The sequence below is a fragment of the Methylobacterium phyllostachyos genome (assembly GCF_900103445.1).
Classification (GTDB): Bacteria; Pseudomonadota; Alphaproteobacteria; order Rhizobiales; family Beijerinckiaceae; genus Methylobacterium; species Methylobacterium phyllostachyos.
Map to the genome: position 1 here is coordinate 91,951 of NZ_FNHS01000015.1, position 17,936 is coordinate 109,886.

At 69.8% G+C, this 17,936-nt stretch carries 16 protein-coding genes and 1 pseudogene; 6 read left to right on the forward strand and 11 right to left on the reverse strand.

Translation table 11 applies throughout. The features are described 5' to 3' along the window. Positions 1–8: 8 nt before the first annotated feature. Positions 9–998 carry a hypothetical protein gene (locus BLQ49_RS22565; protein ID WP_091719949.1) on the reverse strand — a complete coding sequence of 330 codons (990 nt, stop codon included), beginning with the start codon at positions 996–998 and terminating at the stop codon, positions 9–11. Between the two features lie 393 nt (positions 999–1,391). On the opposite strand from BLQ49_RS22565, the gene dnaK reads away from it, so the two are divergent. The 4 genes from dnaK (at position 1,392) to BLQ49_RS22585 (ending at position 5,867) form a co-directional block, all read left to right on the forward strand. Further along, the gene (dnaK, locus tag BLQ49_RS22570) at positions 1,392–3,308 is read left to right on the forward strand and encodes a molecular chaperone DnaK (RefSeq protein ID WP_091719951.1); all 1,917 of its coding nucleotides are present in this window, start codon (positions 1,392–1,394) and stop codon (positions 3,306–3,308) included. 203 nt (positions 3,309–3,511) lie between these two features. Continuing rightward, positions 3,512–4,660 (forward strand): molecular chaperone DnaJ, encoded by a 1,149-nt coding sequence (gene dnaJ / locus BLQ49_RS22575; RefSeq protein ID WP_091719954.1) that lies wholly within the window; start codon positions 3,512–3,514, stop codon positions 4,658–4,660. A gap of 138 nt (positions 4,661–4,798) precedes the next feature. Then, positions 4,799–5,437, forward strand: a complete 639-nt coding sequence (locus tag BLQ49_RS22580) for a class I SAM-dependent methyltransferase (protein WP_091719957.1) — start codon at positions 4,799–4,801, stop codon at positions 5,435–5,437. A gap of 109 nt (positions 5,438–5,546) precedes the next feature. Continuing rightward, positions 5,547–5,867, forward strand: a complete 321-nt coding sequence (locus BLQ49_RS22585) for a hypothetical protein (protein ID WP_091719960.1) — start codon at positions 5,547–5,549, stop codon at positions 5,865–5,867. A 195-nt stretch (positions 5,868–6,062) separates the two neighbouring features. Here the strand turns inward: BLQ49_RS22585 and BLQ49_RS22590 are convergent, their stop codons facing one another. The 5 genes from BLQ49_RS22590 to BLQ49_RS22610 form a co-directional block, all read right to left on the reverse strand. Beyond that, positions 6,063–7,025 carry a phytanoyl-CoA dioxygenase family protein gene (locus tag BLQ49_RS22590; RefSeq protein ID WP_244507724.1) on the reverse strand — a complete coding sequence of 321 codons (963 nt, stop codon included), beginning with the start codon at positions 7,023–7,025 and terminating at the stop codon, positions 6,063–6,065. 245 nt (positions 7,026–7,270) lie between these two features. Then, positions 7,271–8,584, reverse strand: coding sequence for a thymidine phosphorylase (gene deoA / locus BLQ49_RS22595; protein WP_091719966.1), 1,314 nt, complete (start codon positions 8,582–8,584; stop codon positions 7,271–7,273). A 2-nt stretch (positions 8,585–8,586) separates the two neighbouring features. Then, positions 8,587–9,318: a deoxyribose-phosphate aldolase gene (deoC, locus tag BLQ49_RS22600; protein ID WP_091719968.1), complete on the reverse strand. Its 732-nt coding sequence runs from the start codon at positions 9,316–9,318 to the stop codon at positions 8,587–8,589. Next, positions 9,315–10,133: a purine-nucleoside phosphorylase gene (locus tag BLQ49_RS22605; protein ID WP_091719972.1), complete on the reverse strand. Its 819-nt coding sequence runs from the start codon at positions 10,131–10,133 to the stop codon at positions 9,315–9,317. The genes deoC and BLQ49_RS22605 overlap by 4 nt, the downstream gene beginning before the upstream one ends. Continuing rightward, positions 10,130–10,552, reverse strand: a complete 423-nt coding sequence (locus BLQ49_RS22610) for a cytidine deaminase (protein WP_091719975.1) — start codon at positions 10,550–10,552, stop codon at positions 10,130–10,132. Before BLQ49_RS22610 ends, BLQ49_RS22605 begins: the two co-directional genes overlap by 4 nt. Positions 10,553–10,673: 121 nt before the next feature. Between BLQ49_RS22610 and BLQ49_RS22615 the strand changes: the two are divergent. Beyond that, positions 10,674–10,841 (forward strand): annotated as a pseudogene (locus tag BLQ49_RS22615) (Txe/YoeB family addiction module toxin); the annotation flags it as partial. 9 nt (positions 10,842–10,850) lie between these two features. Here the strand turns inward: BLQ49_RS22615 and BLQ49_RS22620 are convergent. The 5 genes from BLQ49_RS22620 to BLQ49_RS22640 all read right to left on the reverse strand — a co-directional run bounded on the left by BLQ49_RS22620 (position 10,851) and on the right by BLQ49_RS22640 (position 16,244). Then, on the reverse strand, positions 10,851–11,615 hold the full coding sequence (locus BLQ49_RS22620) for an anti-sigma factor family protein (protein ID WP_091719978.1): 765 nt from the start codon (positions 11,613–11,615) through the stop codon (positions 10,851–10,853). Between the two features lie 192 nt (positions 11,616–11,807). After that, on the reverse strand, positions 11,808–12,446 hold the full coding sequence (locus tag BLQ49_RS22625; RefSeq protein WP_091719980.1) for a sigma-70 family RNA polymerase sigma factor: 639 nt from the start codon (positions 12,444–12,446) through the stop codon (positions 11,808–11,810). Positions 12,447–12,501: 55 nt separating this feature from the next. Beyond that, positions 12,502–13,056 carry a glutathione peroxidase gene (locus BLQ49_RS22630; RefSeq protein ID WP_091719983.1) on the reverse strand — a complete coding sequence of 185 codons (555 nt, stop codon included), beginning with the start codon at positions 13,054–13,056 and terminating at the stop codon, positions 12,502–12,504. A gap of 140 nt (positions 13,057–13,196) precedes the next feature. Next, the gene (locus BLQ49_RS22635; RefSeq protein WP_091719987.1) at positions 13,197–14,888 is read right to left on the reverse strand and encodes a methyl-accepting chemotaxis protein; all 1,692 of its coding nucleotides are present in this window, start codon (positions 14,886–14,888) and stop codon (positions 13,197–13,199) included. A 228-nt stretch (positions 14,889–15,116) separates the two neighbouring features. Next, complete coding sequence (locus tag BLQ49_RS22640) at positions 15,117–16,244, reverse strand: patatin-like phospholipase family protein (protein ID WP_091719989.1); 1,128 nt, start codon at positions 16,242–16,244, stop codon at positions 15,117–15,119. A 352-nt stretch (positions 16,245–16,596) separates the two neighbouring features. Here BLQ49_RS22640 and ispG point away from each other — a divergent pair, with 352 nt between their 5' ends. Next, positions 16,597–17,919 (forward strand): flavodoxin-dependent (E)-4-hydroxy-3-methylbut-2-enyl-diphosphate synthase, encoded by a 1,323-nt coding sequence (ispG, locus tag BLQ49_RS22645; protein ID WP_091719991.1) that lies wholly within the window; start codon positions 16,597–16,599, stop codon positions 17,917–17,919. Positions 17,920–17,936: the final 17 nt, after the last annotated feature.

Consider the following 17,936-nt stretch of genomic DNA (forward strand, 5'->3'; position numbering starts at 1 on the left):
GCCGGCCTTTACTCCGGAATGGCGTCGCCGCCGCCGGCTGCGTCGGGATTCAGGCCCTCCACCGCCGGCTTCGGCCGGGACCGGCGTTGGGTCACGGCCGCAGTGGGCACCGCCGTGTTGGCGCCGAGCCGGGTCGCCAGAGCGAGCGCCCGGTTCTCGCTGAAGCGCAGGTGGCAGAAGCCGTGCGTGCCCTCGCGGGCGTAACCGCGGCAGAACTGCTCCCGATCCGACGAGAAGGCCGCCTGCTCGGTCACGATCGGCCGCACGTCCTCGCGCCGGGCCCGCTGGGTCATGAGCTTGTAATTGTCGCGCACCGCCTTGTCGGCCACGCCCCGGGCCGTGTCGAACTCGCCGGCCCGCGGGACCAGGGTCGCGGGGGCCGGCCCCCACAGGCCGGTGGGGGTCGTGGTGCAATCCGCGGCCGAGAAGGTGCAGACCGGCCCTGAGCCCAGCGTCGAGACCAGGACGCCACCCTCGGTCACGTCGAGGCGAAGGGGACATTCCGCGCCGGCCGCCTCGTAGCGCGGCACCCCCTCGGGCTTGCCCTCGGAACTCAGCGTGATGGGATTGCCCCCGCCGAGCGGTACCGTGCAGGATTCCGTAGGCTGCGAGATCTTGGTTCCCGGCAGGGTGATCCGGGCCGTGGCACCATTGCCCGACCGTTCGAGCTTCAGGGAGCCTGACATTCCGTTGAGCTGGAGATCCTGCCCGACCACACTCTCCTCCGAGGGCGCCTTGAGCACCACCGGACGGGCCGGCACGGGCGCGGGCCGGGGCGCCTCAGGGACCGAGGGCTGGCCCGGCTCTCCGGGTGCCCCCGGCGGCGGGACCGCCGGCGCTTCGGGCAGGCCCCGCGGCGGCACCGGCGGCCGCTCGGGCTTGATGCCGAACAGGCGCTCGAAGAAGTTCTGAGCCCGCGCCGGCGGGGCGGCGAGCAGGGTGGGCGCCGCGACGGCCAGCACCAGGGCGGATAGCAGGAGGCTGCGGGTCGGGGGCATCGGGCTCTACGGCGGGGACACGAAGTGGCGGGGCCACGTGCAACCCCTTGTCGAAGTGTTAACACGCTCTGGATGGCGCCGACGTGGCAGCGAAGCAACAAAATGCAACCGCGCCATCCGGACCATCCACAATCCGCAGAGGGATTATCCAATTCATCGAATGCGTTAGCGCAAAAGCGCATCGTCGGCCCGGAGACGCAGGCTTCGCCTTGCGAGCCCGTGGCGGGCTTCTTATATCGCCCTCGACGCGGGATTGCGCGCTGGGTTTCAGCCGTTCACGGCCCTTGATCCGGCCCGGGTCCCATACTCACATCACCTTCGTACACCGCCATGGGCCGAGCTGCTTCGGGGCTCGGCGGTCTGCTTGAACGCGACACAAAGAGGGATCCCACCATGGGTAAAGTTATCGGTATCGACCTCGGCACCACCAATTCCTGCGTGGCCGTGATGGAAGGCACGCAGCCCAAGGTCGTCGAGAATTCGGAAGGCGCCCGCACCACGCCGTCCATCGTTGCCTTCACGGATGACGGCGAGCGGCTCGTCGGCCAGCCGGCCAAGCGCCAGGCGGTCACGAACCCCGAGCGCACGTTCTTCGCCATCAAGCGTCTGATCGGCCGCACCTACGACGATCCGCTGACCCAGAAGGACAAGGGCCTCGTCCCCTACACCATCGCCCGCGGCGACAACGGTGACGCCTGGGTCGAGGCGGACGGCAAGAAGTATTCGCCCTCGCAGATCTCCGCCTTCACGCTGCAGAAGATGAAGGAGACCGCGGAGGCCCATCTCGGCCAGCCCGTGACGCAGGCCGTCATCACCGTCCCGGCCTACTTCAACGACGCCCAGCGTCAGGCCACCAAGGACGCCGGCAAGATCGCGGGCCTCGAGGTGCTGCGCATCATCAACGAGCCGACCGCGGCGGCGCTCGCCTACGGCCTCGACAAGAAGAAGTCCGGCACGATCGCGGTCTACGACCTCGGCGGCGGCACCTTCGACGTGTCGATCCTCGAGATCGGCGACGGCGTGTTCGAGGTGAAGTCCACGAACGGCGACACCTTCCTGGGCGGCGAGGATTTCGACAACCGGGTCGTCGAGTACCTGACCTCCGAGTTCAAGAAGGAGCAGGGCATCGACCTGACCAAGGACAAGCTCGCCCTCCAGCGCCTCAAGGAGGCCGCCGAGAAGGCCAAGATCGAGCTGTCCTCGGCGACCCAGACCGAGATCAACCTGCCCTACATCACCGCCGACCAGACCGGCCCGAAGCACCTCGCGCTGAAGCTCAGCCGCGCCAAGTTCGAGTCGCTGGTGGACGATCTGGTGCAGCGGACGATCGAGCCCTGCCGCAAGGCGCTCAAGGATGCCGGCGTCTCGGCCTCCGAGATCGACGAGGTGGTGCTGGTCGGCGGCATGACCCGCATGCCCAAAATCCAGGAGGTGGTGAAGTCCTTCTTCGGCAAGGAGCCGCATAAGGGCGTGAACCCCGACGAGGTCGTGGCCATCGGCGCCGCCGTGCAGGCGGGCGTGCTCCAGGGCGACGTCAAGGACGTGCTGCTCCTCGACGTGACCCCGCTGTCGCTCGGCATCGAGACCCTGGGCGGCGTGTTCACCCGGCTCATCGACCGCAACACCACGATCCCGACCAAGAAGTCCCAGACCTTCTCGACGGCCGAGGACAACCAGAACGCCGTCACGATCCGGGTCTTCCAGGGCGAGCGCGAGATGGCGGCCGACAACAAGCTGCTCGGCCAGTTCGATCTCGTCGGCATCCCGCCGGCGCCCCGCGGCATGCCGCAGATCGAGGTGACTTTCGACATCGACGCCAACGGCATCGTCAACGTGACCGCCAAGGACAAGGCGACCAACAAGGAGCACCAGATCCGCATCCAGGCCTCGGGCGGCCTCTCGGACGCCGACATCGAGCGCATGGTCAAGGACGCCGAGGCGAATGCCGAGGCCGACAAGAAGCGGCGTGAGCTCGTTGAGGTGAAGAACCAGGGCGAGAGCCTGATCCACGCCACAGAGAAGTCGGTGACCGAGTACGGCGACAAGGTCCCGGCCGCCGACAAAGGCGCGATCGAGACCGCGATGACCGCGCTCAAGACCGCCCTCGAGGGTGAGGATGTCGAGGCGATCAAGGCCCGCACCACGGACCTGATGCAGGCCTCGATGAAGCTCGGCGAGGCGATGTACGCCGCCAACCAGGCGGCGGGCCCCGAGGCCGGCGCCGAGGCGCAGACCGGCGAGAAGAAGGACGACGTCATCGACGCCGACTTCCAGGAAGTCGACGACAAGGACCAGAAGAAGCGCGCATAAGGGCACGCGTGGTTCGTGAGCGAGGCCGGAGCGATCCGGCCTCGCTCGCTGTCGTGCGGAGTCATGGGTTTCGAAAGGGACAAGTCCCTTTCGCGGGTGCAGGGCAGAGCTCTGTTGTCGGGCGATGCCCGACACCCACCGAAGGGCTCAGCCCTTCGGAAACCCAGTGACGCGCGGGTCGGATTGTCCGGAGACGGGGTCGGATGTCGAAGCGGGACTATTACGAGATCCTGGGGGTCACCAAGACCGCCACGGAGAGCGAGCTGAAGGTCGCCTTCCGCAAGCTCGCGATGACCTATCATCCCGACCGCAATCCCGGCGACAAGGACGCCGAGATCAAGTTCAAGGAAATCAACGAGGCCTATCAGTGCCTCTCCGACGGCCAGAAGCGCGCCGCCTACGACCGGTTCGGCCATGCGGCCTTCAGCCAGGGCGGGGGCGGCCCCGGATTCGGCAACGAGTTCGGCGACTTCATGTCGGACATCTTCGACAATTTCTTCGGTGACGGCCGCGGCGCCCCGGGCGGCGCGGCGCGCGGGCGTGGCGGTGCGCCGGGCCGCGAGCGCGGGGCCGACCTGCGCTACAACCTAGAAATCACCCTCGAGGAGGCCTTCAACGGCAAGGCCGAGACCATCCGGATCCCGACCTCGGTGACCTGCGAGGCCTGTGACGGCTCGGGCGCCAAGCCGGGCTCGAAGCCCAGAACCTGCCAGACCTGCGCGGGCTACGGACGGGTGCGGGCGGCGCAGGGCTTCTTCGCCATCGAGCGGACCTGCCCGAACTGCCATGGCCGCGGCGAGATCGTGGACGATCCCTGCACCGCCTGCCAGGGCGCAGGCCGGGTCAACCGCGAGCGCACGCTGTCGATCAACGTGCCAGCCGGCGTCGATGACGGGTTGCGGATTCGCCTCTCCGGCGAGGGCGAGAGCGGGTTGCGTGGCGGCCCCCCGGGGGACCTCTACGTCTTCCTGTCGATCAAGCAGCACGAGTTCTTCCAGCGCGACGGCGCCGACCTGTTCTGCCGGGTGCCGATCTCGATGGTCACGGCGGCGCTCTCGGGCGAGATCACCGTGCCGGTGATCGACGGCACGCAGACCCAGGTGCGGATTCCCGCGGGGACGCAGACCGCCAAGCAGTTCCGCATCAAGGGCAAGGGCATGCCGGTGCTCCGCTCGCGGGATGTCGGCGACCTCTACATCCAGGTCTTCGTCGAGACTCCGCAGAACCTGACGAAGCGCCAGCGCGAGCTGCTTCAGGAGTTCGACCAATCGGCCTCGCCGGAGAATCATCCGGAATCGGCGGGCTTCTTCTCGAAGGTGCGGGACTTCTTCGGAAGCGCCGTCCGCCCGTGAGGCGGATCCGAAACGCCGGACGGCCGGTTATGCAACCGGCCGGCGTGGCTTGCGTGCCCTAGGCGCCGTCTCGGCTTGACTGTAAGACAGCGCCGTCGATAGCCTTTCATTCTCATTCGGCATCAAGGAATCCAGGACTTGCCGCCGCTCCGCCGTCCCACCGCGAAGGCTCCTGCCACCCGGAGCGCGATTTTCGGGCCGCGGCGCGACCCCCTGGAGGACGAAGCGCGGTTCCTGCGCTCCTGGCTGGAGCGCCCGCTCGTCACCGGCGCGGTGACGCCGTCCGGCAAGATGCTGGCCCGCACCATGGCGTCCTACGTCGATCCGCGCCGTGAGGGACCGGTGGTCGAGCTCGGCCCCGGCACCGGTCCGGTCACCGAGGCGCTGATCCGGCGGGGCATCGCCCCCGAGCGGCTGATCCTGGTCGAGTTCAACCCCGATTTCTGCAGCCTTCTGAGCCGCCGCTTCCCCGGCGTGACGGTGATCCGGGGCGATGCCTACAACATGCGGGCGAGCCTGCGGGACGTGCTGACCCAGCCCGCCGCCGCGACGATCTCGAGCCTGCCGCTGTTCACCAAGCCGCTGGAGCAGCGGCTCGACCTGCTCAACACCGCCCACGACCTGATGCAGCCGGGGGCGCCGTTCGTGCAGTTCACCTACGCGGTGGTGCCACCGATCCCAGCCCGCTGCGAGGCCGGCAGCTACACCGCCGACCGCTCCAACCGCGTTTGGCTGAACCTGCCGCCGGCCCGGGTCTGGGTCTATCGCCGGCCCTGAGCTGAACACGGCCTGAGCGAACGGCTCACATTCGCGTCAACCGCTGGGTGTCACACCTGGGACATCGCCAGTCGCAACACAGTGACCGGCCTGGATCAGGAGAACACCGATGTTCACCAAGACCACACGCATGGGTCTGGCTGCGGCCCTGGCTGTCGGGGGACTGACCCTCGCAGCCCCAGCCATGGCCGCGCCCCTCGGGCTCGATGCCGGATTGCGTCAGGGCGCCGGTGATGTCGTGACCGTCCAGTACGGCTATGGCTACGGCCCGCGCCATCATGGCGGCTGGCGCGGCCATGGCGGCTTCGGTCCGCCGCGTCATTACGGCTGGGGCCGCGGTCACCATTACGGCTGGGGACCCCGCGGCTTCGGGCCGCGCCACCATCATCACGGCGGCTGGGGACATCGCCACGGCTACGGCCGCTGGTAATTGTGCGCGCTGTCTAATCCGGCTCGGCGCTCGTTTGGCTGATCGCCGAGCCGGCGCCGGACGATGATGGAAGTGATCCCGGATGCTGTGTCGATCCGGGCGCATCCTGGCCCGTGCAGCGCGTCTCCCTCCCCTTTGCGGGGGAGAGAGACGCGGAACGCAAGCTTACGAGGGCCAGATCTTCAGCCTGACGCCCTACAACGCAATCTGCTCCCGGACGGCCACATCGGGATTCGACGCCCCGCAGGTCGGCAGGCTCTCGACCGGGCCGTGAACCGCCGAGGTCGTCGCCGACAGGTCGTGGTAGCAGACACAGCCCTCGGCGAAGTAATGGTGCACGAGCGCCTTGCGGGACCGCTTGATATCGGCCCGGGCCGAGCCGCCGTGCAGCAGGTTCGCGTGCCAGAACAGCACGTCGCCCTTGCGCGCCGTGAAGTATTCCGGCTTCGCCCCGTGGTCGCGGATCTCCCGCTGGATCGCCGGTTCGTAGTGATCGACATAGGCGCCGTAGCCGCGCTGCTTAAAATCCTCCGGCGAGATGCCGACATCGTGGCTGAACAGGTACGGCAGGCGGTGCGTGCCGGGGTAATAGACCAGTGGGCCTGAATCCGCGTGGATGTCCTCCATGGCGATCCAGCAGGCGGCGAGATAGCCGACCGGATAGGTCGTCATGTGGATCGAGTCCGAATGCTCGGCCTGCTGGCTGCCCTTGTGGGACGCGATGGTCTGGAAGGGAATCGCCGGGCGGCCCAGCACCATGCTGCTGAAATTCACCAGCACCGGATGCTTCAGGAGCTGCTCGATCGCCTCGACCTTCAGGTGTGGGTTGAGGTAGCGGCCGGGATGCGGATCGTCCTCGGCGGCCTTCTCGGGGGCGAGGGTCACATCACCGCGGGCGATCGCGGCCTCGTAGGCCTCCCAGGCCTCGTCGATCGTATCGGGATCGATGGCCCCGCGCAGGACGTAGTAGCCGTGCTGCTCCCAGGAGCGGCAGATCTCGGCCTGCCGGGGGGTGATTTCCCGCCGCGCCACGCGCCGCGCGATGATCTCCTGCGCATCCGGCTGGTCGAGCCAGGGACTCGGCCCCGATTCTGGGAAATTCTCGGCCCGGAAGACCTTGATGCAGCCGATATCGACCGGGATGTCGGCATCGACCACGAAGGGAGCGGGCGGGGGCGGCGCGTTACGCCCGGGTCCGGGATCTCGGTTTGATCGGGTCAGCGCACGCGCAAGGTCCGCAACACGGCGGAACGGTCGAGCCATCACATCCTCCACCCAACGGGCAGTGCTGCCGCTTCCGCGACGCGGGATCTGCGCGACGTGTGCGGCTTACCGACGGACCTCGCGAAGCTTCGCGGCAATCGTAAGACCGGCTCCGCAGAAACCCGCATCGCCCGATGCCTTCAGGCCGCGGCCGCCTCCCCGCTCCGGACGGTTTCGAGGATCGCGGGCCGTTCTGCGGGTGCATCGCCCATCCGGTAGGCCGCCCGCAGGGCCGCCTCCGCCCGATCGGCGGCGGCCTCGTCGGCTGCGTGGACGATCCCGAGCAGCCCCCCGGACGATCCAGGTCCGGCGAGATCCGTGAAGCCTACCCGGGGGTCGATGGCATCCTCCGGGCGCGTGCGGCCGCCGCCAAGTTCGATCACCGCGAGGCCGATGTCCCGGGTGGCGATGCCCGCCACCGTCCCGGCCTGGTGCACCGGCCGCCGCACCGGCGCGGCGGGCAGGTGCTTTTCGGGCTCGTTCAGCAGGTCCGCCGGGCCGCCCAGCGCCGTCACCATCTCGGCGAAGATTTCGGCCGCCCGGCCCGAGGCCAGGGCAGCTTCGAGCCGCTCGGCGGCGCCGGCCGCGTGACGCGCGAGGCCCCCGGCCACGAGCATCTCGACGGCGAGCGCCAGCGTGACGGCGTGGAAACGCGGCTCCCGGCGCAGGCCCTTCAGGTAATCGATCGCGTACGCGACCTCGACGGCGTTGCCGGCGGCACTCGCCAGCGGCGCGTCCATGTCGGTGATGAGCGCCGTCGTGCGCAGGCCCGCCCCCTCCGCCACCGTGACGATGCTCTCGGCCAGCGCCCGCGCCTCGGGCAGGGTCGCCATGAAGGCGCCGGAGCCCTGCTTGACGTCCATGACGAGCCCGTCGAGCCCTGCGGCGAGCTTTTTCGAGAGGATCGATGCGGTGATCAGATCGAGCGACTCGACCGTGCCGGTGACGTCGCGGATCGCGTAGAGGCGCCGGTCGGCTGGGGCGAGATCAGCGGTCTGGCCGATGATCGCGCAGCCGACGCGGCGCACGACCTGCCGGAAGGTGTCGAGCCCCGGCGTCGCGTCGTAGCCCGGGATGCTGCCGAGCTTGTCGAGCGTTCCGCCGGTATGGCCGAGGCCGCGGCCGGAGATCATCGGCACGTAGCCGCCGCAGGCCGCCACCATCGGGGCCAGGACGAGGCTCACCGTGTCGCCGATGCCGCCGGTGGAGTGCTTGTCGAGCACCGGACCCGGCAGCGCCCAGCTCAGCACCGTGCCCGAATCCGCCATGGCCCGGGTCAGCGCCACCCGCTCGGGCAGCGCGAGGCCGCGGAAGAACACCGCCATCGCGAAGGCCGCCGCCTGCCCCTCCCCCACGGTGCCGTCCGTGAGGCCCCGAACGAAGGCGGCGATGTCTTCCGGTTCGAGCGTCAGGCCGTCGCGCTTGGCCCGGATGATCTCCTGCGGAAGACGCATGCTCACAGCCCCCGGGCCTGCATCAGGGCGCCGTACAGGCTGCTCGCCCCGAGGCGGAAGGTTTTCGAGGTCACCCAATCCGGGCCCATGATCCGGTCGGCGAGCGCCAGGTAGGTGGCGGCGTCGGCGACACTGCGCAGGCCGCCCGACACCTTCAAGCCGGCGGGACGGCCGCTCGCCTTGATCTCGGTCAGCATCGCCTCGGCGGCCTCCGGAGTCGCTGAGACGGGGCTCTTGCCGGTCGAGGTCTTCAGGAAATCGGCCCCCGCCTCCAGCGCGAGCCGGCTCGCCGCCCGGATTCTTTCGGGGTCGCCGAGCTCGCCCGTCTCCAGGATCACCTTGAGGGTCGCGGCACCGCAGACGTCGCGGACGGCCTCGACCATGTCGCGGGCCAAAGCCGCCTCGCCCCGCAACAGGGCGCGATAGGGCAGGACGAGGTCGATCTCGTCCGCGCCGTCGCGCAGGGCCTCGGCGGTGTCGTCGGTGGCCCGGGCGCAATCCTCACCGCCTTCGGGGAAGTTGATCACCGTGGCGACCAGAATGCCCATACCGGCGAGCGCCCGGGCCCCCTGCGTGATGAAGCGCGGCCAGACGCAGATTGCCGCCACGGAACCGGCCTTCGCGTCCCGGCACAGGGCGTCGATCTTCGTCTCCGTGCAGGTCTCGCCGAGGTTGGTGAGGTCGAGGAGCGGTAGTGCCCGGCGGGCGACCGTGCCCATCTCCGAATCCGTCATGGCGCATCTCCATCAGGCAGATCGGCCACGAAGGCCCGGAGCAGGCGGCCGAGATCCTCCGCGGCCCGGGCCGCCACCGCCTTCGTCTCCGCATGGTGCGGGGCGCCCCCGGCAATCCCGGCGGCGAGGTTGGTCACCACCGAGACGGCCGCCACCGGAAGGCCGAGGAAGCGGGCGAGGATCACCTCGGGCACCGTCGACATGCCGACGAGATCCGCCCCCAGGATACCGGCCATCCGGACCTCGGCGGGCGTCTCGAAGCTCGGGCCGGAGAACCACGCGTAGATCCCCTCCCCCAGCGGCACGCCGCAGGTCGACGCCGCCGCGTGCAGCCGCGCGCGCAGGTCGGGATCGTAGGCATCGGTCATCGGCACGAAGCGGGCATCGCTCGCCTCGCCGATCAGCGGGTTGAGGCCGGACAGGTTGATGTGGTCGGCGAGCAGGACGAGGCTGCCGGGTCCCATCTCCGGCCGCAGCGAACCGGAGGCGTTGGTGAGCAGCAGGCGCCGGGCCCCGAGCTGTTGCGCGCAGGTGAGCGGCAGGCGCATCACGGCTGCCTCGCCCCGCTCGTAGGCATGCGCCCGCCCCTCGAAGACCAGGACCGGCCGCCCCGCCAGAAACCCGCGATGGAGCCGGCCCGCATGGCCGCTGACCCCCGCCCCCGGAAAACCGGGAATCGCCGCATAGGGGATGGAGACGGCCTCCTCCAGGCTCCCCGCAATCCCGCCGAGGCCAGTGCCGGTCACGAGGGCGCAGGCGTAGTCCCCCGCGAAGCCGGCGGCGTGCAGCGCGTCGAGGGCGGCGGCCTCGCTCACGTAAGCGTCTCCGGCCCGAAGGAGTCCGGCAGCAGCTCGCCGAGCGTGAAGGTTTTCGCGATACGGTCCGGGGTGGCGGCGTGGATCGGCGTGTCCGGGCGCGCGAACTCCCGGATGCGCTGGCGGCAGGCGCCGCAGGGCGTCACGAGGCCCGCACCATCGCCGCAGACGAGGATTTCCGTGATGCGCCGCCCCCCGGCCGCCACCATGGCGGCGATCGCTCCAGCCTCGGCGCAGGTCCCGACCGGATAGGCGGCGTTCTCGACATTGCAGCCGGCGTGGATGGCGCCGTGCTCGTCCCGGAGCGCCGCCCCGACGCGGAAACGGGAATAGGGCGCGTGCGCCCGCTCGCGGACTGTCCGGGCGGCCGCCAGAAGCGCCGCTCCCTCATCCGCCCGTGCCGAATCCGCAGCCTGCATGGCCGATCTTTGGCACCCGCCGGGGTGGCCTGTCGAGGGTCGTGGCGGGTCGGGGATTCGGCATTTCGCTGGGTACATGTCCCAGCCTTGAGAGGCCACGGATCGACGTGTGGCCAGCATGCGAACGCCGTTCGCGGGCATCGGGAAGGTCGAGCCCTTGAGGGGCAATCTCAAAGGCTGGTGGTCCCGCCGGATCACGGGGGAACACCGCCTCGTCTACCGCGTGAAGGGCGTCGGGGACGACCAAGTCCTCGAAATCGCCCAGTGTCGCTGGCGCTACGACACCTGAATCAGGGCCTCAGCGCGCCGCCGGCACCGCGCCGAGGAGGCCCGCCGCCTGCTGCAGCGCCAAATCGTCCCGCGGGCCGATCAGCGCGTAGGCGGTGTCGCCCGCGTTCCACGAGACGATATCGCCATCCTCGGAGCCGGTGAGCGTCGCCGGGCCGCCGCGGATGCCGCGGGTGGCGAACAGCGACGCCTCGCCATAGGCCCCGGCCTCCAGGGCGATCTCGATGCCGGTGCCGTGGCGGGCCGGGAAGATCTGGATGTCGCGTACCCGCCAGCCCTCCGGCAGGGCGGGCAGGTCGATCCCGGTCACGGAGCGCAGGCGCGTCCGGTCGTAGACCGGCCCATCGGCTTGGCCGCTGATGCTCTTGCGCAGCTGCGCCACCGCCCGGGCCTGCCGGGCATCGGCGATCAGCGCCGGATCCGGCGTCGCCGCCAGGGTGTCGGGCACGCCGAACCGGCCGATCTCGTCATGGGCGAGCCAGCCGGCGCCGACCAGCACCGCGATGGCGGCGGCCCGCTTGAGCCGCGAGGCCACCCGGCGCCAGCGCTGGTTCCGGTCGAAGCGGCGGGCGAGCGCGACGGTCCGGTCGGGCCCGGGGCCCGGGACCCGCTCGAAACAGGCCCGCAGGGCGTCGCGGTCGTGCATCTCGGCCATGACCCGGGCGGCGGCCGCGGGGTCGGCGGCCAGATGGGCCTCGACGTCCAGGCGACGCATCGGGTCGATCTGCTCGTCGACGAAGGCGATGAGATCGTCGTCTGTGATCGGATCAATCATCGTGAAGTCCTCAGTGCCAGCGTGCCCCGGATCGCGACGCCCTTCAACGGCGGTGGTCCCGGGCTCTTGTGACTGTGCGGTGGAGTTTGAAAACGGGATGCCGCGTTCCCACACCAGGCCGCAGAGCGATCCGCCGGTCGTTGTCGTCCGTCCCCGCCGGCGCCGGGGACTGACCGATTCGCAATTCCGTCCTCAGTTCTCGCCGGCGGCGCGCCGGAGGGGCCAGACGGACCGGCTCGGCGGCGTATCGGACACGACGAGCCTGAGGCTGGAGGGAGGCCCGCGGCGGGTCTCCGGCGCCCGCTCGCTGGCCTCCGTCTCGCCGGAAGCCCGGTCGGTCCGCGCGCCCTCCTCGAAGGCCCGCAGGGCGGCGCGCCCACGGCCGAGGCGGGACATCAGCGTCCCGATCGGAATGCCGAGCACGGCGGCCGCATCCGCGTAGGCCATGCCCTCCAGGGTCACGAGGTGCAGGGCGGCGCGCTGCTCCTCGGGCAGCGTGAGGAACGCCTTCCGGATCTGGGCGAGGCGCACCTGCCCCTCCTGGGCCGGCGGCGCCGTATCCTCGGCCATGCGCACGAGCGTGTCGGCGTGGCGCGCCTCGACCTGCCGGCGGCGCTGCTCGTCGATGAAGGCGTTGTGCAGCACCGTCATCATCCAGGTGCGCAGGTTGGTGTTCGGCCGGAGCGTGCCCTGCATCTCCAGGGCGCGCACCAGCGTGTCGTGCACGAGATCGTCGGCCCGCAGCGCGTCGCGGGTGAGCGACCGGGCGTAGCGCCGCAGGGGCACCAGCAGGTCGAGGAGGTCAGCGCGCTTTTGCTTGTCCGATGCCATAAGCCGTGAACGCGGCGACGCGGCGCTTTAATCCCGCCCGCCGAAGCGGCAATCTTCAGGCTTGGCCGAGGGCGGCGGCGATCCCGGAGATCACCCGCGGATCGGTGGGCTCGACCTGGGTGGCGAAGGCCGCCGCGAGCGTTCCGTCCCGGGCGATCAGGTACTTGTGGAAGTTCCAGCGCGGCGTCTCGGCCGGGCGCTCGGCGGCGGCCCACCGGTAGAACGGATGGGCGTTCGGCATCTTCACATGAGTCTTGGCCGTGAGCGGGAAGGTGACGCCGTGGTTCTTCCGGGCGGCCTCCGCGATGGCGGGTCCGTCGAGCGGCTCCTGGTTGCCGAAATCGGGCGACGGCACGCCGATCACCGTCAGGCCCCGGTCGCCGAACCGGGTCCATAGGGTCTGGAGGCCGGAGAGCTGCCCGGCATAGCCGCAGGCCGTGGCGGTGTTGACCACGAGGATCGGCTTGCCCGCATAGGCCGAGAGCGGCATCGGGCCGCCCTCGGGCGTCTCGAAGGTGAAGGCGGTGGCCCGCACAGATTCCGCAGCGCGGGCGCCGCCGGCAAGCCCGGCGCCGATCAGGATCAGAGCCTCGCGGCGCAGCAATGTCATGACGTCAGCCTCCCCAGGCGCAGTTCGCGGAACGCGGCAGGCGGCCCGACGTTTCACGCGCCGGATCGGTCGATTCGCCGCACGGCCGTACCGCACATCGCTTCCCCCGGAAGCCGGAGGCTACTGTTCGGGACGAACCCTTAAGCCGCGCGAACCGACTCGAGGAAGCGGCGGACTTCCGCGTCGAGCCGCTGGGCCTGGCTCGAAAGGCCGGAGGCTGAACCCAGGACCTGCGCGGCGGCGGCGCCGGCTTCCTCAGCCGCATGGGCCACGCCCACGATGTTGTTCGTGACCTCGCCCGTGCCCTGCGCCGCCTGCCCGACGTTGCGCACGATCTCCTGTGTCGCCGCGCCCTGCTCCTCGACGGCCGCGGCGATCCCGCCAGCCAGTACGCTGATCTCGCTGATGCGGCTGACGACGACGCCGATCGCGTCCGAAGCATCCCCGGTCCAGGACCGGATCTCCCCGATCTGCCGCGCGACGTCCTCGGTGGCCTTGGCGGTCTGGCTGGCTAGTTCCTTGACCTCCGTCGCCACCACGGCGAAGCCGCGGCCGGCTTCCCCGGCGCGCGCCGCCTCGATCGTGGCGTTGAGCGCCAGGAGGTTGGTCTGGGCCGCGATGCCCGAGATGAGGCTGACCACGTCGCCGATCCGGGCCGCACCCGCGCGCAGCGTCTGCATCAGGTCGGCGGACTTCTCGGCTTCCGCGACGGCCGCGGTAGCGACGCCCGCCGAGCCCTGCACCTGCCGGCCGATCTCCGAGACGGAGGCGCCGAGCTGCTCGGCCGCCGCCGCCACCGTCCCGACGTTCGCGGCCGCCTGCTCGGCCGCCGAGGCCACGGTGACCGATTGCTGTGCGGTCTGCGTGGCGGCCGCGCTCATGCTCTCGGCGGTGGATTGCAGCTGGGTCGCCGCCGCCGCGACGGCGCGCACGACGCCGCCGATGGCCGCCTCGAAGCGATCGGCCAAATCGTGCATGGCGGTCTTCCGCTGCGTCTCGGCCGCCGCCCGGGCCTCGGCCGCCTCCGCTTCCAGCACCTTGGCCCGCGTGAGCTTCTCCCTGAAGACCTGGACGGCGTTGGCCATGGCCCCGACTTCGTCTCGGCGCCCCACGCCCGGCACCACGACCGACAGGTCGTCGGCCGCGAGCCGGGTCATCGTGCTCGTTATGGCGTGGATCGGCCGGGCGATGTCGATCTGGAGGAGGACCAGCCCGCCGAGGGCCGCCACCACCATCAATCCCAGGCCGACGTAGCTCGCCCGGCGCGACGACGCGATGGCCTCCGCCGAAGCAGCGGCGCGGATCTTCAGGAGATCCTGTTCGACCTTCGTCAGCTCGGCCGCCTTGGCGCGCAGGCCGTCCATCGCGGTCTTGCCCGAGCCTGTCCCCGCGAGGCGGCGCGCTTCCTCGCGGGTCGCAGGGTCTTGCATCAGGGCGATCTCGCGATTCGCGACGGTCCGGCCCCATTCCTCGGCCAGGGCCTTCAGTTCCATGAGCCGCACCTGCTGCGCGGCGTTCTGTTGAGTCAGGCTTCGCGCGGCCTCCCAGGACGACGCGAAAATCTCCCGGCCGACCCGCTCGGGCTCGAGAAAGGCGGGATCCGCGGAGATCAGGTAGCCGCGCACACCAGTCTCACGATCGATCATCGCGATGGTCAGCCTGTCGATTTCGGCGATGACCTCATGGGTGTGGACCGTCCAGGCCTTCGTCTCTTCGACCAGGCGCAGGTTCCGAAGGGAGATCGCCGAGACGCCGACCGTGATCGCCAGCATCACCGCCATGATCAGCGCGATCTTCGCGCTGATCTTCAAATCGACCAATCGGATTTTCATGGAGCGCCCCCGCGCGAACGACGGCGCCCGCCTCGGGCCCATGCCATCGGTTGCGTTCAGAGGATAGCGACAACGACAACATTCCACGCAACAAAAAACTTATCCGATAAACAAATCACCCTAAAAATTTTCTGAGCACAAAATCGATAGATAATTTACCGCCCGTATTCTCGGTTTAATCAGAGCCATTATTATGGCTGCGCGCAAATGTAGCCTTGGGATAGCGACCTATTGGTAGGCGAATTGCAGATCGACCGTGCAATCCCGGCCGACCCGCTCGTAATTCTCCGCGAGCCAGGCCTGCGCGGCGGCGCGGCCCTTGTCGCGCAGGCGCTTGAACACGGTCCAGCGGGCGTCCAGCTTCGAGGCGGCGTTGTAATCCTCCAGCGCGTCGGTTCCGTCGATCCGGTGCACCAGGACCCGCCGGTACGCGCCCTGGCCGAGTGTTCCCTCCTCGATCAGGCTGTCGAGGAAGTCGATGGCCCGCAATTCCCGCATCAGGTTGGCGTTGAAGGTGATCTCGTTGAGCCGATCGCGGATCTCGCTCTCCGTGCGCGGGGTCTCGCGCCGCTCCACGGGGTTGATCTGGACGAGCAGGATGTCGCGCGTCTCGGCCCCGCGATGGAGCGGGTAGAGCGGCGGATTGCCGAGGTAGCCGCCGTCCCAGTAGGGCACGCCGTCGATCTCCACCGCCTGGAAGACGGTGGGCAGGCAGGCCGAGGCCATCAGGTGATCGACGGTCAGGCGCTCACGCTCGAACACCGCGAGCTTGCCGGTCCAGACATTGGTGGCCGAAACGAACAGGCCCGCAGTCTCGGCCTCGCGCAGGCGCTCGAAATCGACCTGTTCGGCCAAGGCCTTGCGGAGCGGGTTGATGTTGAGCGGGTTCGAGACGTAGGGGCTCGGCGACAGCATCTTGGCCCAGAACTCGGCCACCGGGTTGCCCTTCCACAGGCTGAACAACCCGCTGACGACGTGGCGCTGGGCCGGGCCGAGGTCGCCGTCGAGGCTGACCTCCCGCCAGAACCGCTCCAGCCCTGCGCGGGCGCCGTCCGGGCCCCCCTTGATCCAGCCGTCCACCAGGACGACGGCGTTCATCGCACCGGCGCTCGCCCCGGTCACCGCCTCGAAGGCGAGCCGCCCGTCCTCGATCAGGGCATCGAGCACACCCCAGGTGAAGGCGCCATGTGCGCCGCCGCCCTGAAGCGCCAGGGCAACGGGCTTCTCGGCCCTGGGGCCGGCGAGCCGACGATTCGACGCCTGGGTGGACGGGGCATCGATCGCGTCCGAGACGGGGGCCTCCGGCACGGCGGTGACGGGGTTGTGCGGCTCGGCACCGCCGGATTGCTCGCTCATGTGGGCCTCCTGAGTCAGCCTGGAACATGGGCATGCTGCACTGCAGCATCAACCACCGAGCGGCATCACGATCTCCCGTGGGGCTCCGTCGGCCGGCGCGGATCGGCAACAGACGCGGATGAAAACTCCACGGCCCGCACGGCAAACTCGACATCGGCGCGGAGATACGACATGACAGCCGCGTATGCTGTCCCGTGCGATGCTGTCCCGCGTGGCGCCTGCTTGACGCGGCGCCGGGTCGTCCGCACCTCACCCGCGGCAGCCCCGAAGTTCCGGTGTGGCGTGCCCCGGGACAGGCCCGACGGCCCTGCAGGGCTCCGGCGCCTCGCGAGGCGCGCACCGAAGGTCCACGATGGAAGTCATGGAAGCGACCCAGTCCGAAAGCCCCGCCGAGAACCCGCTGGCCAGCGGCCCGGAGATCGCCGGACCGGCCCCACGCCACCGCACGGTCGGCGTCACGGTCGGCGAGGGCGAAGGCGCGGTCACGGTCGGTGGCGGCGCGCCGATCGTCGTCCAGTCGATGACCAACACCGACACGGCCGACATCGATGCCACGGTGGCGCAGGTGGCGCAGCTCGCCCGGGTCGGCTCGGAGCTGGTCCGCATCACCGTCGATCGCGATGAGGCGGCGGCGGCCGTGCCGAAGATCCGCGAGCGTCTCGACCGGATCGGCGTCCACGTGCCGCTCGTCGGCGACTTCCATTATATCGGCCACAAGCTGCTCGCCGACCATCCGGCCTGCGCCGAGGCGCTGGCCAAGTACCGGATCAACCCGGGCAACGTCGGCTTCAAGGAGAAGAAGGACACCCAGTTCTCGGCGATCATCGAGCAGGCGATCAAGCACAACAAGACCGTGCGGATCGGCGCCAACTGGGGCTCGCTCGACGGGGAACTCCTCACCCACCTGATGGACGAGAACGCCAAGCTGCCGCGGCCGATCGATGCCCGCGCGGTGATGCGCGAGGCGATGGTGCGCTCGGCGATCGGCTCGGCCGACCGGGCCGTGGAACTCGGCCTGCCGCAGAACAAGATCATCCTGTCGGCCAAGGTCTCGGCGGTGCAGGATCTGATCGCCGTCTACCGCGAGGTGGCGCGCCGCTCGGATTACGCGATCCATCTCGGGCTGACCGAAGCCGGCATGGGCTCGAAGGGCCTGGTCGCGGCCTCGGCCGCCATCGGCGTGCTCCTGCAAGAGGGCATCGGCGACACGATCCGCTACTCTCTGACTCCCGAGCCCGGCGGCGACCGGAGCGTCGAGGTGAAGGCCAGCCAGGAACTCCTGCAGACCATGGGGTTCCGCACCTTCGTGCCGATGGTGGCGGCCTGCCCGGGCTGCGGCCGCACGACCTCGACGACCTTCCAGGAACTCGCCCGCGACATCCAGAACTGGATCGTCACCTCCATGCCGGAATGGAAGAAGACCTATCCGGGCGTCGAGGGGCTGAACGTCGCCGTGATGGGCTGCATCGTGAACGGCCCGGGCGAATCGAAGCACGCCGATATCGGCATCTCCCTGCCCGGCACCGGCGAGACCCCGACCGCGCCGGTCTTCATCGACGGCAAGAAGGCGATGACGCTGCGTGGCCCGACCCTCGCCAAGGATTTCGAGGGCATCGTGATCGACTACATCCAGCGCCGATTCGGCCAGGGCGGGACGCGCACGGCCGCCGAGTGAGGAGCGACGCACGGGGG

Bases quoted from the DNA above. Each gene is read 5' to 3' on its own strand.
- BLQ49_RS22565 (WP_091719949.1), bottom strand. From the start codon at position 998: ATGCCCCCGACCCGCAGCCTCCTGCTATCCGCCCTGGTGCTGGCCGTC.
- dnaK (WP_091719951.1), top strand. From the start codon at position 1,392: ATGGGTAAAGTTATCGGTATCGACCTCGGCACCACCAATTCCTGCGTG.
- dnaJ (WP_091719954.1), top strand. From the start codon at position 3,512: ATGTCGAAGCGGGACTATTACGAGATCCTGGGGGTCACCAAGACCGCC.
- BLQ49_RS22585 (WP_091719960.1), top strand. From the start codon at position 5,547: ATGTTCACCAAGACCACACGCATGGGTCTGGCTGCGGCCCTGGCTGTC.
- deoA (WP_091719966.1), bottom strand. From the start codon at position 8,584: ATGCGTCTTCCGCAGGAGATCATCCGGGCCAAGCGCGACGGCCTGACG.
- deoC (WP_091719968.1), bottom strand. From the start codon at position 9,318: ATGACGGATTCGGAGATGGGCACGGTCGCCCGCCGGGCACTACCGCTC.
- BLQ49_RS22610 (WP_091719975.1), bottom strand. From the start codon at position 10,552: ATGCAGGCTGCGGATTCGGCACGGGCGGATGAGGGAGCGGCGCTTCTG.
- BLQ49_RS22620 (WP_091719978.1), bottom strand. From the start codon at position 11,615: ATGATTGATCCGATCACAGACGACGATCTCATCGCCTTCGTCGACGAG.
- BLQ49_RS22625 (WP_091719980.1), bottom strand. From the start codon at position 12,446: ATGGCATCGGACAAGCAAAAGCGCGCTGACCTCCTCGACCTGCTGGTG.
- BLQ49_RS22630 (WP_091719983.1), bottom strand. From the start codon at position 13,056: ATGACATTGCTGCGCCGCGAGGCTCTGATCCTGATCGGCGCCGGGCTT.
- BLQ49_RS22635 (WP_091719987.1), bottom strand. From the start codon at position 14,888: ATGAAAATCCGATTGGTCGATTTGAAGATCAGCGCGAAGATCGCGCTG.
- BLQ49_RS22640 (WP_091719989.1), bottom strand. From the start codon at position 16,244: ATGAGCGAGCAATCCGGCGGTGCCGAGCCGCACAACCCCGTCACCGCC.
- ispG (WP_091719991.1), top strand. From the start codon at position 16,597: ATGGAAGTCATGGAAGCGACCCAGTCCGAAAGCCCCGCCGAGAACCCG.